The 14181-nt window shown below is 51.8% G+C and carries 13 protein-coding genes and 1 tRNA gene; 5 read left to right on the top strand and 9 right to left on the bottom strand.

Annotation, left to right across the window (positions count from 1 at the left end; genetic code table 11):
• Positions 1 to 36: 36 nt before the first annotated feature.
• Both ACZ5BI_RS03905 and ACZ5BI_RS03900 read right to left on the bottom strand, forming a co-directional pair.
• Entirely contained in the window at positions 37 to 1506 is a 1470-nt protein-coding gene (locus ACZ5BI_RS03905; RefSeq protein WP_464896690.1) for an alpha/beta hydrolase, read from the bottom strand.
• Positions 1507 to 1514: 8 nt separating this feature from the next.
• A complete protein-coding gene (locus ACZ5BI_RS03900; protein WP_464896775.1) occupies positions 1515 to 2528 on the bottom strand; it encodes a 4-hydroxy-3-methylbut-2-enyl diphosphate reductase in 1014 nt (337 codons plus the stop codon).
• Positions 2529 to 2597: 69 nt separating this feature from the next.
• Between ACZ5BI_RS03900 and xseA the strand changes: the two genes are divergently transcribed.
• From xseA to ACZ5BI_RS03885, 3 genes are read left to right on the top strand one after another with little or no spacing between them, the layout of a single operon-like run.
• Complete coding sequence (gene xseA, locus ACZ5BI_RS03895; protein WP_464896689.1) at positions 2598 to 3866, top strand: exodeoxyribonuclease VII large subunit; 1269 nt, start codon at positions 2598 to 2600, stop codon at positions 3864 to 3866.
• Positions 3867 to 3872: 6 nt separating this feature from the next.
• On the top strand, positions 3873 to 4091 hold the full coding sequence (locus ACZ5BI_RS03890; RefSeq protein ID WP_464896688.1) for an exodeoxyribonuclease VII small subunit: 219 nt from the start codon (positions 3873 to 3875) through the stop codon (positions 4089 to 4091).
• A 3-nt stretch (positions 4092 to 4094) separates the two neighbouring features.
• Positions 4095 to 5570, top strand: a complete 1476-nt coding sequence (locus ACZ5BI_RS03885) for an LssY C-terminal domain-containing protein (protein WP_464896687.1) — start codon at positions 4095 to 4097, stop codon at positions 5568 to 5570.
• A gap of 45 nt (positions 5571 to 5615) precedes the next feature.
• Here ACZ5BI_RS03885 and greA read toward each other — a convergent pair whose 3' ends face one another.
• Positions 5616 to 6092, bottom strand: coding sequence for a transcription elongation factor GreA (greA, locus tag ACZ5BI_RS03880; protein ID WP_024058963.1), 477 nt, complete (start codon positions 6090 to 6092; stop codon positions 5616 to 5618).
• Positions 6093 to 6230: 138 nt separating this feature from the next.
• Entirely contained in the window at positions 6231 to 6923 is a 693-nt protein-coding gene (gene trhA, locus ACZ5BI_RS03875) for a PAQR family membrane homeostasis protein TrhA (protein WP_024058964.1), read from the bottom strand.
• A gap of 149 nt (positions 6924 to 7072) precedes the next feature.
• On the opposite strand from trhA, the gene ACZ5BI_RS03870 reads away from it, so the two are divergent.
• Entirely contained in the window at positions 7073 to 7837 is a 765-nt protein-coding gene (locus tag ACZ5BI_RS03870; RefSeq protein WP_024058965.1) for an isoprenyl transferase, read from the top strand.
• Positions 7838 to 7840: 3 nt separating this feature from the next.
• Here ACZ5BI_RS03870 and ACZ5BI_RS03865 read toward each other — a convergent pair whose 3' ends face one another.
• The 4 genes from ACZ5BI_RS03865 to ACZ5BI_RS03850 all read right to left on the bottom strand — a co-directional run bounded on the left by ACZ5BI_RS03865 (position 7841) and on the right by ACZ5BI_RS03850 (position 11252).
• Positions 7841 to 9448 (bottom strand): AI-2E family transporter, encoded by a 1608-nt coding sequence (locus tag ACZ5BI_RS03865; protein ID WP_464896686.1) that lies wholly within the window; start codon positions 9446 to 9448, stop codon positions 7841 to 7843.
• A 107-nt stretch (positions 9449 to 9555) separates the two neighbouring features.
• Positions 9556 to 10053: a hypothetical protein gene (locus ACZ5BI_RS03860; protein ID WP_464896685.1), complete on the bottom strand. Its 498-nt coding sequence runs from the start codon at positions 10051 to 10053 to the stop codon at positions 9556 to 9558.
• A gap of 71 nt (positions 10054 to 10124) precedes the next feature.
• Entirely contained in the window at positions 10125 to 11021 is an 897-nt protein-coding gene (locus ACZ5BI_RS03855) for a Bax inhibitor-1/YccA family protein (protein ID WP_464896684.1), read from the bottom strand.
• A gap of 157 nt (positions 11022 to 11178) precedes the next feature.
• Positions 11179 to 11252, bottom strand: a tRNA-Leu gene (locus ACZ5BI_RS03850).
• A gap of 151 nt (positions 11253 to 11403) precedes the next feature.
• Here ACZ5BI_RS03850 and nhaA point away from each other — a divergent pair.
• Complete coding sequence (gene nhaA / locus ACZ5BI_RS03845; protein ID WP_464896683.1) at positions 11404 to 12777, top strand: Na+/H+ antiporter NhaA; 1374 nt, start codon at positions 11404 to 11406, stop codon at positions 12775 to 12777.
• A gap of 74 nt (positions 12778 to 12851) precedes the next feature.
• Here the strand turns inward: nhaA and ACZ5BI_RS03840 are convergent, their stop codons facing one another.
• Positions 12852 to 14156 (bottom strand): histidine--tRNA ligase, encoded by a 1305-nt coding sequence (locus ACZ5BI_RS03840; RefSeq protein WP_464896682.1) that lies wholly within the window; start codon positions 14154 to 14156, stop codon positions 12852 to 12854.
• Positions 14157 to 14181 lie beyond the last annotated feature (25 nt).

Genomic DNA, 14181 nt, shown 5'->3' with positions numbered 1-14181 from the left:
ACGGCGTCCGCTAGATGCCCCTCTATATTGTCCCCGCTAGATAGCCCCGGTAATAGTCTGCACAATCTCTGTCAGCGAGCTATAGAACTCCCCTAGACGGTTTATAGGGAGCATTACCGCCAATATCACCAACAGCATCGCTGCTATGGATCCCACCAAGGCACGTAAATAGCCAGCACGAGAGCCAGTTTTCATCACTTTCGGTACCCGGTGAATCAACGCCATCAACGCCAAGATTGCTACCACAGCGGCGACTGTAATGCTCCCCCACCCCATAAGAGAAAATAGTGCCGGGGAAGCTTCCGGAATCAGCGCCGAATCAGTACCCTTAAGCTGCACATCCTTAGGGGTATCACTATTTCGCATCTGCTCCCACCAGCGGTAAAGTTCTGGCATTTGCTCGCGCCAAGTAGCCCAGTTATGCCCGCCCTCTGCCGTATTTTTTAGTTCCACCCGATCACCGGCCTGATAGGAGGCTCGGGACAGATTTTTCGCTAGGTGTAGCGCGTCGCGATCTAGTTGCGCCCCAAAAACATACATATTTAGTGGCCAGCTACGGGGTTTACCCACTAGAGACGACAGGGTATTAGCGGTGAACGTGACACCGTTACGTCCTCCCCAAGATCCCACAATCGGCTGATCGTAACCAGAAAGCACGGCACTAGTTCCAAAAACATCTCCGTAAAGCATACCCAAGCGAGCACTGCAATAAGCTCCGGAAGAATTGCCGGCGATCATCCAGTCTTTTCGCTTATCGGATACATTGGGGAAGCTAGAGCGCACCATTTTGGGAACATCGAAACTGAGCCAGGTGGCAGTTTGCTCCCCGTTTTTTACATCAGCGCAGGTAGGAACTTCGCGATTAACGTTTCCTTCCGGAATAACCACGATAGTGGGAGCTATTTCTCCTTTATCGATTGCTTTTTGCAGGTTGGAAGAAAAATCGAGGGCGAGGGCGACTGATACCGGAGATCCCGGATAACCGTGGATAAACTCTAAAACGTTATAGGTAGTGGTTTTATCGTCAGGATCATACCCCTGTGGTGTCCACACAATCACCTGCTCTTTTACCCCAGACTTCGGTCCAGAAAACACCGTCAGTTGCCGCCCTTTCGACAGGGGCTTAAAGCGCGGTATCCAGGCTTCTTGCCCTGGTAAAGCCGGCATGGTCAAAGGGTTTAGTTTTTCCGAGGAAGAGGACGCACCTTTGTCTGCTCCCCCAGATTCCTTGGCGGCTATTTTGGATCCCCGTTGGGTATCGCTGATAGTTATCTTGCTGTTTTGCTGATTGCTGACCATCTGCCACAACTCAGCAGGGGTAGACACGTACTGCATCGGTAAATTAACCAGCAGCCCCACTGCCACTACCTGGATGATAGCTACCAATAAGACCACCAAAACTGAGCGTAGCCAATGTCCTGGCTTGCGAATCATCTGCGGCAACGCAAGTAGTAGACCACCAGCTGCCAGACAAATGACAATAACAAAGGGTAGCGAGGTCAGCATGCGTGCCTCTAGCAGGTGTGCCCCGGATCGTTAGTACGCCGGCGGTTATTAGTCTTAATGATTCCGGCTTCTGTCAGTTCTTTACGCAAAGGTAAAGGCAGCGCGAAAGTTACTGTTTCCCGGGCAGTTTCTACTTCTTCCACGTCCGCAAAACCCCAGTGGGCAAGTTGCTGCAAAACTTCCTTTACCAGTACTTCTGGCACCGAAGCCCCCGAGGTCAGCCCCACGGTTTCTACCTTTGCAAACCAAGATTCTTCCATCTCACAAGCTTTATCAATGCGATAGGCCTGCTCTGCTCCCCCCGCGAGGGCAACTTCTTTCAACCTCACCGAGTTCGAGGAATTTGCCGAACCCACGACAATGACAACCTGGGCGGCTTCCGCGATCTTTTTTACTGCCCCCTGCCGGTTCTGAGTGGCAAAACAAATATCTTCACTGGGAGGATCGCTGAGCCCTGGGAATCTCTCCCGCAGCCGATCCACAGTTTCCCGGGTTTCATCTAGGCTCAAAGTAGTTTGCGACAGCCACACCACTTTTTCCGGGTCGCGCACCTGCACTTGGTCTACACTCTCCGGATCTCCCACTACTTGAATATGGTCGGGGGCTTCCCCTTGAGTGCCTTCAACCTCTTCGTGACCTTCATGTCCTACCAAAACAATGTCATAGTCCGCTTTGGCGAAACGTAGGGCTTCGCGGTGCACTTTAGTCACCAGCGGGCAGGTGGCATCGACGGTTTTCAGTCCCCGACGCTTGGCTTCTTCGCGCACCACCGGCGATACTCCGTGGGCGGAAAACACGACCCGAGCACCGGTGGGAACTTCATCTAGTTCGGTCACAAAACGCGCACCTTTAGCGCTCAGCTGCTCTACTACAAACTTGTTATGCACAATCTCTTTACGCACATAAACTGGGGCTCCATACAGGGCTAAGGCTTTTTCTACCACGTCGACCGCACGATCTACGCCCGCGCAGTAACCACGCGGGGATGCCAGCAATACTCTCTTTTTCGCCACGCCCCCTATCCTACTAAGGTATTTTCCATCCCACCGAACCAGCGACTGTTTGTTAGTCGCTATGGGTAGAATAGAGCGGTGCGTACAAATCCTCAGAGTTCGCAAACACCGCTGGCTCCCACGGCCGCCCAAACTACTCGGGATAACCCGTGGCCACTATCGTTGCTGACCGCTAATATCAAAAAATATGTGAACCGAATGTCACCGCTGTGGGTAAGCGGGCAAGTAGTCGAATATAAAAAACGTCCGGGTGCGCGCATGGCTTTCTTTGTCCTGCGCGACGCCGACCAAAGCACGTCGATGACCGTGAAGTGCTGGCCTACGGTACTTGATTCGCTAGGGACTAGCTTTTCCGAGGGCGCGCAAGTAGTTGTTCACGCCAAACCGGATTTTTATGAGGGATCAGGTTCTCTTTCCCTGATGGCAAAGGAAGTCCATACTGTCGGGGTGGGTAACCTGCTTGCCCAGATTGAAGCACTGCGCAAAAAACTAGCAGCCGAAGGCCTATTTGCCCAAGAAAACAAGCAACCTTTGCCAGTGATTCCCCGCAGAATCGGTTTGGTCGTGGGGCGCAATGCTAAAGCCAAACAGGACGTGATGGTAAATGCCTTGGCGCGTTGGCCACTTGCCGAATTCGAAGTGCAGGAAGTGGCAGTGCAAGGACCCACCTGCGCTACGGAGGTAACTAGGGCGCTTAAGGAGCTGGATGCCAGCCCCCAGGTGGAAGTGATTGTGATTTCCCGCGGGGGCGGCGCGGTCGAAGATCTGCTGCCATTTTCTGAGGAATCTTTGGTTCGGGCAGCTTCTGCGGCACGTACCCCCCTAGTTTCCGCCATCGGGCATGAGGAGGACGCTCCTCTGCTAGATTTCGTGGCTGATTATCGGGCTTCTACCCCGACCGATGCGGCGCGGCGGATTGTGCCGGATTTACAAGAAGAATCCTTAGGACTGGAGGGCGCCCGCTCCCGTTTGCGCACCCAAATGCTCGCCCTCTTAGATCAACATTTAGGGCAGTTAGCCCAGTTACGCGCCCGCCCTGTCTTAGCCGATCCCAGCGCGGTTATTGCTGCTCAGGAACATTCTTTGGCGTTAGAGAGTCAGCGACTACGTTTTCGATTTGAAACGCAGCTAGAAAACCAGCTTACTTCCCTTGCTGGATGGCGGGATGCTTTGAAAGCCTATTCGCCCCAAGGAATTTTGGAACGCGGCTACAGTATTTTGCGTTCTCCTTCTGGCGGAGTCATCAACTCAGTCTCGCAGGTAACTAAAGGCGATCTTTTAGAAGCGATTTTCGCAGATGGAACAGCGGTGACCAAAGTTTTTGGTACAAATCAGAAAAAAGCTTAGGAGGCAATGATGAGTGAAGAAAACGTGGAAGTTCCGGTGGCAGAACTTTCCTATGAACAGGCGCGCGAACAACTAGTGTCCGCGATTAGCCAGTTGGAGTCGGGCAAACTCGGTCTGGAGGAGTCTTTAAAGGTGTGGGAGCGGGGAGAGCAGCTAGCGAGTCACTGTCAATCCTTTTTAGATCAAGCCAAGCAGCGTTTGGAACAGACGAAAAAAAGTGAATAAGCCATGGAAACCAGCGATAACCGGCCGGAACTAAAGTCCGCAGTCAAGGAAGCGTTGCCGGAGAGCTCAAACGAGGGTGTCCTAGCGATTACTACTAAAGAAGACTCTGCTGGGGAACATAAGGGGCAAACTGACGAACACCTACCCTTTGAATTAGGGCAAAAGCTAAAGTATCACCGATCTGCTCCCCTAACTGTCTACCAGATCATCGATTACATTTTTGTGGTGATCGCGGCGGTCTTAACCGTACGTTTAGCTTGGATACTACTAAAACATGGTTTCCAGTTTTCCCTGGTAATTCTGGTTTATTTAACCATTTTCTGGGTGCTTTTAGCTTATTTGGCATTGCCTAGGCTGCATCAAATAATGTCTTCGCTCTACGTTCCGGACTATTACATTGGGCGTTCTAAAACTGGGGACGGGATTTTGGGGGATCCCATTAACCTGGCTTGGCTGGGAGAAGAAGATGATATTCACCTGGCGATGCAGGCAGCCGGTTGGACAATGGCTGATGAGATCACTCTTTCTTCTTCTTGGAAGATTGTTTTCGCCAGTGTTTTTAAGCGCTCTTATCCAGCGGCGCCAGTTTCGCCTCTCTATCTTTTTGGCCGCAAACAAGATTTTGCCTATCAACAGGAGGTAGACGGCAACCCCAGTCAACGCCACCATGTGCGTTTTTGGAAAGTTCCCGAAGGATGGAAACTACCGGGAGGGATCCAGGTAGATTGGCTGGCAGCAGCAACTTTCGATAAAGCGGTTGGCCTGTCGCTTTTCACTCTGCAAATCACTCACAAGATTGACGAAAACATCGATATTGAACGTGACCATGTTGTATACACCGTGCGCGAAGCTTGCACCAGTGTAGAGGTGGACGTGATTCCCGATGCCACTAGTGCCTATCACTCCCGCAACGGGGGAGGCGACCGGGTGCAAACCGATGGCAGCATGCCGGTGATTGAAGCCAACCTGGTAAGTGAAGAGCATTTAAATCCGCACGAGAATCTAGCTTTGCAGCATAAAGGGTATTTGCGTTCTTCCCGCGACCAGGCAGAAAAGACAAACAAGCGCCGACTAGTGCGCGACCGCCAAGTACCGGCCACCTCTTTGGCCTGTGGAATTACTTTGACGGTTCTACATGCCCTAGAGCTGGCGGCAGTTGGCTACATCTTGGCTACCAACCCAAAATACGCTGATGAATTAGGGTTTGCCTTTTACCAAACCCGCCTGGCGGGCTACGGTTTCATGGCGTTAGCGCTCTTGCTCGCGGTCTTAATCGTGGGTACTTTGTTTCACCAAAAATGGATGCGGCTAGGCTTGCTCTTGGTGCTAACCGCAACCGTTTTTGTGCGAATGATGGAGTCTCTAGGGATCGAAGGCGCTTCCGGCACTCCCCTTTGGATCACTTCCACCACCTTATCGGTATTGGCAATCCTAGCTATCACTTCACCGGCCGCGCGACGGTGGGTAAAGGTAGAGTAGCCAGTAACTACTTCCCGAAAGACCCCCTACTGTTGTTAGCCCCGATTACTGGTAGGGCGTTACCTCCAGTAGCTTAACTTGAATGGTTTTACCATTAGGAGCCTGATAATCGACCACTTCGCCCACTTTATGTCCCAAAATTGCTTGACCTAAAGGAGCATCCGGGGAATAAACATCCATATCTACATCCGGGCTGGCTTCGCGCGACCCCATCAAGAAGTTCACTTCCCGCCTGCCTAAGGTAGCTTTCACAACCATACCGGGTTCTACAATGCCGTCATCGGCCGGAGGCTCGCCCACTTCCGCATTTTCCATGATTTCTTTTAGCTGCAGAATCCGAGTTTCGTTCCAAGACTGCTGTTCCCGAGCAGCATGGTAGCCACCGTTTTCTTTTAAGTCACCCTCTTGACGAGCTTCATCAATTCTACGGGCGATTGCCGGGCGCTCTACTTCTTCGAGATGGCGTAACTCTTCTTTTAGACGATCATATGATTCCTGGGTCATCCAGGTCTTGTCGGCCATCGTGTTCTCCTTAGCTAATAAAACAAAAGACTGACCACGCCGAGCGCGGTCAGTAAAACAGCAGGTATCAGTGTAACAAATTGCCGGTAAAGTTGCTATTAGGATAATTAAATGCCCTGGCCAGCATAAACGCTCAGATCAAGCCAAAACCGCGAAATATGCGGCAATGCAAATACAAGTCCACCCCGCCACTGTACCGGCGTGGAAAATTTCGTGGTAGCCAAAGTAGCGAGCGTTTCTACCCGGCCAGCGCAGCCCGTAAAAAACTGCTCCTATCGAGTAGCAGAGTCCCCCTGCAACTAACAGCCAGATCACGGCTAGCCCCCCGGCCTCACGTAGCGGTCCCATATATCCCAGAGCTACCCAACCTAGCAAAATATAGATCGGAACATATAGCCAGCGGGGCGCATCTGGCCAAAAAACTGAGAGCAAGATTCCGGCCAAGGCGCCCAGCCATACCAGTACTAGCAGGTTTCGCGCCTGCGAGTACGGCAAGAGGGAGACTGCTATCGGGGTATAAGATCCCGCAATCAATAAGAAAATATTGCAATGGTCGAAGCGGCGCATCACGGAGTGGGCACGTTTGCCCCAATCGATGCGGTGATACAGCGCAGAAACCCCGAAAAGCAGCAAGGAACAAACTAAATAAACCGCGCATGCCCAGCGTTCATTAGCAGTATTGGCTAAACAAATCAGCACAATGGAAGCAGCTAGGGACAGCGGAACGGTAACGGTGTGGATCCACCCTCGCATTTTGGGTTTAGGCAAAACACTCAAAGAATCTGATACCCGTTTTTTCACCTGCGTATACGCGCCTTCATCAGGTGCCATCCGTCCTCCTCAGGTCAGATAGAGACCTGTCCTAGCCTCAAAAGCTACGGCAGAATACTTTCCGTCCACCTACGCTAATCTAGGGGATCAATACTGTCAACAACGCACCATAGGGGTAAAATCCAACTATTAACCTTAAAGGAGCAAGCTTGACTCACCTTACAGATCTGGTCTATCGACTTTATGCCCGCAACCTAGAAAAGGCACTGCCTACTGAATCGTTGCCACGCCATGTGGGGGTAATTCTCGATGGTAATCGGCGCTGGGCTCACCAAATCGGAGAGCAATCTGAAACCGGGCATAAAGTTGGCGCCGAAAAGGCTCTCGAGTTTTTAGGGTGGAGTGAAGAAGTAGGGATCCCGGTAGTTACTCTTTGGATGCTCTCTACCGATAATCTCCGACGTTCTGGGGATGAACTCACTAAACTTTTTGACATTATATGCACCGTGGTAGAACAGATTGCCTCTCTTGGCCGCTGGCACCTGCGGTTATTAGGGAATCTTTCTCTCCTACCGGATCAGGTACAAAAGCGTTTGCAGCAGGCGGTATCTCAAACGCGTACCGATTCTCCCCTGACCGTAAATATCGCGGTTGGCTACGGGGGACGCGAAGAAATTACCGAGGCCGTACGCCACCTACTACTGGAAAAAGCCCAGGCAGGCGCAACCTTAGAAACTGTTGCTAGGGAGCTATCCGTCGACGAAATAACTTCGCATGTCTACACCGCTGGACAACCAGACCCGGATTTGGTGATTCGCACTTCTGGGGAGCAGCGGCTGTCGGGATTCCTAATGTGGCAGTCCACCCATTCGGAATACTATTTTTGTGAAGCCTTCTGGCCCGATTTCCGCAAAATCGATTTCTACCGCGCTCTGCGTGACTTCGCTTTGCGGGAACGGCGCCTGGGCAAGTAAAACTTAGTCCTTGCTATCGGATGCTTCCGATTGCCCTGTTTCCGGGGATACCTCCCCTGCCTTCTGATCCTCTTGGCGAGCTGCCTGTTCTGCCAGAGCAACTTTTTTGATTTTGGTGGTCGCCCCTACCTCAAAATCAGTTTTAGCGTCCTCGGGAAGCATTTGGTTAGGATCGGCACTGGAAAACTCCGACAGAGTGCTTTGAATCTCCTTTTGTATTTGTTCGGCTTGCTCCGCATGTTCGCGAGGCGTATGCCGCTGCGTATCCTGCTCTGCTTCCGCCTTCGCCTGGCGAGCTTCCGATAGATTCTGTTCACTGGGTCGAGCCGCTTCCGCTAGTTCACGATCTAAAGATCCGGGAGGTCCGCCGGGACGATCCTTTTGGTAGTTGAGGCGAATAAAGCTGTCATAACCGCGCAGGTAAAGCACGGTAGTGTTCAGGAAAGCTAAAATCGGAACCGCGAAGACCGCACCCACGATTCCCATAGCGGCACCGCCACCTGCTACCGCTAGCAGCACTGCCACTGGATGCAGACTGACCGCATTCGACATTAGAGCCGGTTGTAAAAGATTGGATTCGACTTGCTGTACTACCAAAATAATAATTAGCATCACGATAGCGGTGGTGAAACCTTTATCTACCAGCGCGATCGCCACTGCCATCATCCCGGAGAGAATCGCACCCAAAATAGGCACGAAAGCCGCTAGGAACACCAAAATCGCCAGGGGAATAGCCAGCGGCACCCCAATCAGGTAGGCACCACCACCAATACCAATAGCATCAATCGCGGCTACTAAACACTGGGTACGAGTGTAGGCACCGAGAGTAACCCAGCCGCGAATAACTGCTTCGTTTAAGGGGTGACGCGTCGAACGCGGAAGCAGCCGCAAAAACCATTGCCAGATTTTACGGCCATCTTTGAGAAAGAAGAATAAACAAAACAAAGCAGTAAGCGCCCCGGTAAATGCTCCCGCCACTGCAGACATGGTTCCTAAAGCATTAGATGCCAGCCAAGAGGCATTATCACGAGCGTAATTTTGGATCTGGCTTTGAGCTTGCTCCCATAGTTTCGAGGCAGTCTCCGTGTCCATTTTCAGCGGGCCGGTGGCCAGCCAACTAATCCCTTCGTCTACGCCTTCTTTGGTGCGACTGATTAGGTTAGGTAGTTCCGTAGCCAGTTGGGTAGTGGAAATCGAGATCATCGCGGTCACGATTCCCAACCCGATAACCAGGGTTACTGCCGCCGCCAAGGTGCGCGGCAATTTTAGTTTTACAAATAGTAGCCGCAAGACCGGTTCTAATAGCACCGATAGCAAAACTGCAATAGCTACCGGAACCATAATCACTTGGAATTTAGAGATGACATATAGAAAAGCACCAAAGACCAAGCCCACTACTAATAGGCGCCATGACCAATCTGCCGCGACTCGTAAGGTGAACGGTACCGCCTCTTCATCGGATACGGGATTAGACTCTGCTTTCATTTCCGATAGATCCTGGTTATAGGATTCGATATCCAGCTGGGAGGGGGTTTTCTCTGGCTGGGGATGTGAAAGGTTGCTTAGCAACTTGCGGCCTGTTTGCCGAATTCGTTCGAGACGAGAGTTCATACTACAAGATTAGCAGCGCTCTTAAGCTAGTTTCCAAATGAGCCGCCTTGCCTAGCTTCGATACTTGCAAACCCCCGATTACCGACTATCGCCACTTTGAGGCTTCGCTAGCGGGTCATTCTAGAAATTACTTGTCCCGAATCGTCATCAACGATGCTCAGCCCATCCATAGTGAAGCCATTCACTCGTAAAAAACGTCGTTTCTCCTGATCTGAACGCAACACCCAGGCTTGAGCCGGGGTATCGGCATCGAGAACATAGTCTAAGAGGCGTTGGGCTATATCTTCAGAATATGCTGAGCGGATAATCCCGAAGAAAGCAATATCCAGGTTGCGAGGAGCCCGTCCCAACTGGTGATCATTTTGAGGTGAGGGGGTGACATAGGCCATGCCCACAACTTGGCGTCCCCGGGAAGCAAAGGCTATTTGGCGCCCTTTAGTCTGTAAAATCTGCTGATGCCAATAAGCGAGTAGATCCTCTTCGGTATGCGTGTCCCAAAAAGAATCCAGAGCTTTAGTCCCGAGAGTTTCGGTTAGAATCTGGCGATGTGCCATCGCCGCGCCGGCAGCATCAACCAAAGTGGGGGTTCTTACGATCACCGGCACAGCTATTTCCTCCCTAAAAGTACTTCGGGGCGACTAGCCCTATTGTAGTCGCCCCGAAGTAAAGTTTTTATTTAGTTGTCTCTTAGAATCGCCAGGATTCGCAGGATCTCCACATAGAGCCACACCACCGTAACCATAATCCCGAGAGCGCAGCTCCAAGACATATCTTTATCTACCCCTAGGCGTACGCCCTCGCGAACCATATCAAAGTCCGAGATCAGGGACATTGCCCCAAAAATCACCGCGAATAGCCCGACTAACAGCCCTAAGGGAATTCCCAGTACCGTGACTTGATCAATGTTGCCTACCGCGCTGGCAGGGGTAACCATCGCCAGAACCATCGCCAATAACCGATAAACCACGATTGATACCATGCCCAGCAGCAAGATCTTCATAAACTTCGAGTTAACCCGCACCAGTCCTGACTTAAATAGCACCAGGCAGGTAACGAATACAGCCACTGTCCCAATCAAGGCTTGCACTACGATCCCGGGATAGGAGTATTCGAAGAACGCGGAAACCCCGCCGATAAACAGTCCCTCAAAGAAGGAATAGCCCAAAGTTACCGCGGCAGAGGGTTTACGGCGGAAGGAAGAGACCAACACCAGCGCGAAAGCCACCAAAGCGGAAACTGAAGAAATAGTGAGCATAGTGCCCGCATTCGCCGCTAAGTCACTTACTCCCCAAAACCATAACACCGCCGCGGCCAGTACCATTACCCCAAAACTTGCACCGGTACGCACCAACACATCATCCAGGGTCATGGGGCGAGTAACTCGCTGCGGCTGGCCTATTTGCTCGCCTTGGTCAAAAGTAGTTTGGGAATAGCCACCGGGAGTGGCGGACTGGGGATATTTGGGATTAGCCGGCTGCGCGTTCCCTCCCACCTGGTACCCAGGCATTTCGGGATAGCCGGCGGGAGTACGACGCATCTGCTCGCCTACTTGATTCATAACCGGATTTGCCATCTAGATCTCTCCTTATTCCGTTACCAGCCACTCCCTTTTTTCAACTTCTGCAGTTGCACCCTGAAACTTTTCACAGGTGGAAGTATGGCCACTAATCAAATTATTAGTTAATGTTTCTTAAAACTTTCTGGATGAGTCCGGTAAGAATAATGAGTTGTACCCCCGGTCGGACTCGAACCGACACTGGACTGATTTTAAGTCAGCTGCCTCTACCGATTGGGCTACGGGGGCTTTACCAGGGAATTTATTCTTCCCTGCCTGCGCTAGTGCGCACCGGCCAAGTTTTGTTTTACCAAAAGTGAAAGCCTTTTGTAAAGCGTCACTCCATATTAAACCTCAGGCATTCCTGATTGTCGAAATGAATAACCGCTAGCATGGTGCCATGCGAGAAAAACATGGAGACGAAAACAAAGGACTAGCAAAGACACCGGGAGGGCGGGATGTTCATTATTTCCCGCTAGAAAAAGAAGTGGAAGAACTGGTTAGCCCCCCTGACTACCAGGATTTAGCGGCTCCTTCCCCCAAAGATTACAACGATGCTGCTCCCCATGGGGTCGCTACCTCCATTAAACGAGTGTTAGCAAATGACATTGTGGCCGGTATGATTTTGGTCTCGGCCGCTATCTTGGCGCTGATCCTGGCGAACGCCCCTTCTCCGGTACGGGAAGGCTATATGGCGCTGTCTAACTTCGAGTTTGGTCCGCGCTCCTTAGGGTTACACCTATCGGTGCATGAATGGGCACAGGACGGGATCTTGACCCTGTTTTTCTTCACCGTGGGACTAGAACTCAAACAAGAGTTTGCAGTGGGGTCACTTCATAACATTAAAGTTGCCGCTATGCCGATTATTGCTGCGATATTCGGGATGATTGGCCCAGCCTGTGTATATCTAATCGGAACCGCCATTTCTGGCGATAATGCTTGGCACGGCTGGGCGATTCCCACCGCTACTGATATTGCTTTCGCAGTGGCAATTTTGCAGATCTTTGGACGCGGCCTGCCGCAAGCTGCCCGCACCTTCCTGCTAACCCTGGCAGTCGCCGATGACCTGGGCGGGATTTTGGTGATCGCCATCTTCTATGCCACGGGAATGAATTTTATTTCCCTACTGCTGGCTTTTGTTTGCGCCGCGATTTTCGGTTTCCTAGCCCAAAAACGCTGGGGTCGCTGGTGGATTCTAGTCCCCTTAGGGATAGTGACCTGGTATTTCATGTTTGATTCGGGAGTGCACGCCACAATCTCTGGGGTGCTGCTAGGAATGACGGTTCCTGCCAAACAACTCTCCGGCGAGAGTGAACCAGAAACTGAACGTTTAACTGAATCCGTTAACCCCTTCAGCGCGGGACTGGCGGTGCCGATTTTCGCTTTCTTCGCTGCCGGGGTAAACGTGGTGGATGTGGCCGGAGGTCCCCTAAACGTGCTTACTCATCCGATTGCGCTTTCAGTAATGCTGGCGATGCCGCTTGGTAAAGTGCTCGGAATATTCGGTTCCGTAGCTTTATTTACCAAGGTAACTCCCCTGACTCTAGGCGAGGGCGTGGGGTTGCGCGATGTGCTTCCGGTTTCCATAACCGCGGGTATTGGATTCACGGTAGCGTTACTGATTTCCCACCTGGCCTTTAGAGGGAACGCGGAACTTACCCAAGCTGGCTCCCTCGGGGTACTGATGGGAACCTTCGCTTCAGTTATCCTGGCCGCTATCGCTCTGCAAATTCGGGTACGGCATTTAAGAGCTGCCCGAAAAATCCAAAGCTAAAACCTAAAGCCTCCCTAGCTATTCCTGCCGGAGCAGGTGCTAGGGAGGCTTTTAGAGCAATTTTGCTCCTCGTGCTAGTTTTCGAGGACGCGTGCCTGCTCCAGTAAAGCCGCAAAGTCCGGGTTATCCTGCTCGGCTGCCTCTAAGTAGCGGCTAGGCAGCAACACCCGATTATAGCCGAGGGAGGCTGCTTGCTCGAAGAAGCCAGCCGACATTTTACGGGGGGCTTTCAGTAGGCCAGCATTACTGGCTCCGGCTGATAACAGTCCTTCGCGCAGATGCAAAGCCGCGAGGGCTTCATGGGGTTTTTGATAGGCCAGCGCTACCTTTAGCTGCTGCCCCTGCTCAGGCAGGGATACTAGATCCACAATCCGTTCAAACCCGAAGCTGAAGCCCACGGCCGGAACATCTCGCCCGAGCCAGCGTCCTACTACCCCGTCATAGCGTCCGCCTCCACAAATAGAGGAGCCGGAGCCAGTGTGGGAAACCTCGAAAATCGGGCCGGTGTAATACCCCATGCCGCGCACCAAAGTGGGGGTGAACTTGATTTTAATACCGGGGCAGATATCACCAACCTGAGCAGCAATTTCTCCCAGGTCATATATAGGTAGCTCGGTTTGTAAAGCAGATATTTCCAAAGTTTTCATATCTGCTTGCAGGTCTATAGCGGAAATACTAACTACCGCTTCCACCAAAGATTCAGCTTGACTCTCACTAGCGATCTGGTGAGTAATCAGTTCTTTAATCACGGCCTCTTGACCGATTTTTTCCAGTTTATCCAGGGTGATAAAGGCACTATCGTGCTTATCACCATCAATACCGGCAGCGCTCATCAGGTCACGCAAGAAACGACGATCATTAATCAACACGGTAGAGTCTTTGTCTAGTCCCAGTTTGGTGACAGCGCTCCAAGCGGTCGCTAAGATTTCCACCTCCGCACTGAAAGAAGCTTCCCCCAGAATATCGATATCTACTTGGTTAAACTGGCGGAAACGCCCCTTTTGCGGACGCTCAGCACGCCAGACTGGACCGGTCTGGAAGGCACGGAACACATTCGGTAGCTCCGCCTGGTGACTGGCAAAATAGCGAGTTAGCGGAAGAGTCAAGTCATAGCGCAGCCCCAGGTCTACGGCCTCGGCGGGCAGGATGCCGGCTTGCGGATCCAGACCGCGCCGCATGACTTGGAAAATCATTTTTTCGTTTTCCCCACCTTGCCCAGATTGCAACCGCTCGATCGGCTCTAGGGCGGGGGTTTCTATTTCCATGAACCCCAGGGAAGTATAGGTATCACGCAAAACGCTAAGCACGCGTTCACGCCAAGTTTTTTCGGTGGGTAGAAAGTCTCGCATCCCGCGAGTAGCAACAATTTTTCCAGACATGACTATCACTTTAGCATTGGCGAAA

The organism is Varibaculum sp. GTC20041 (genome assembly GCF_055387755.1).
This window is presented reverse-complemented; position numbering and strand designations above follow the sequence as displayed.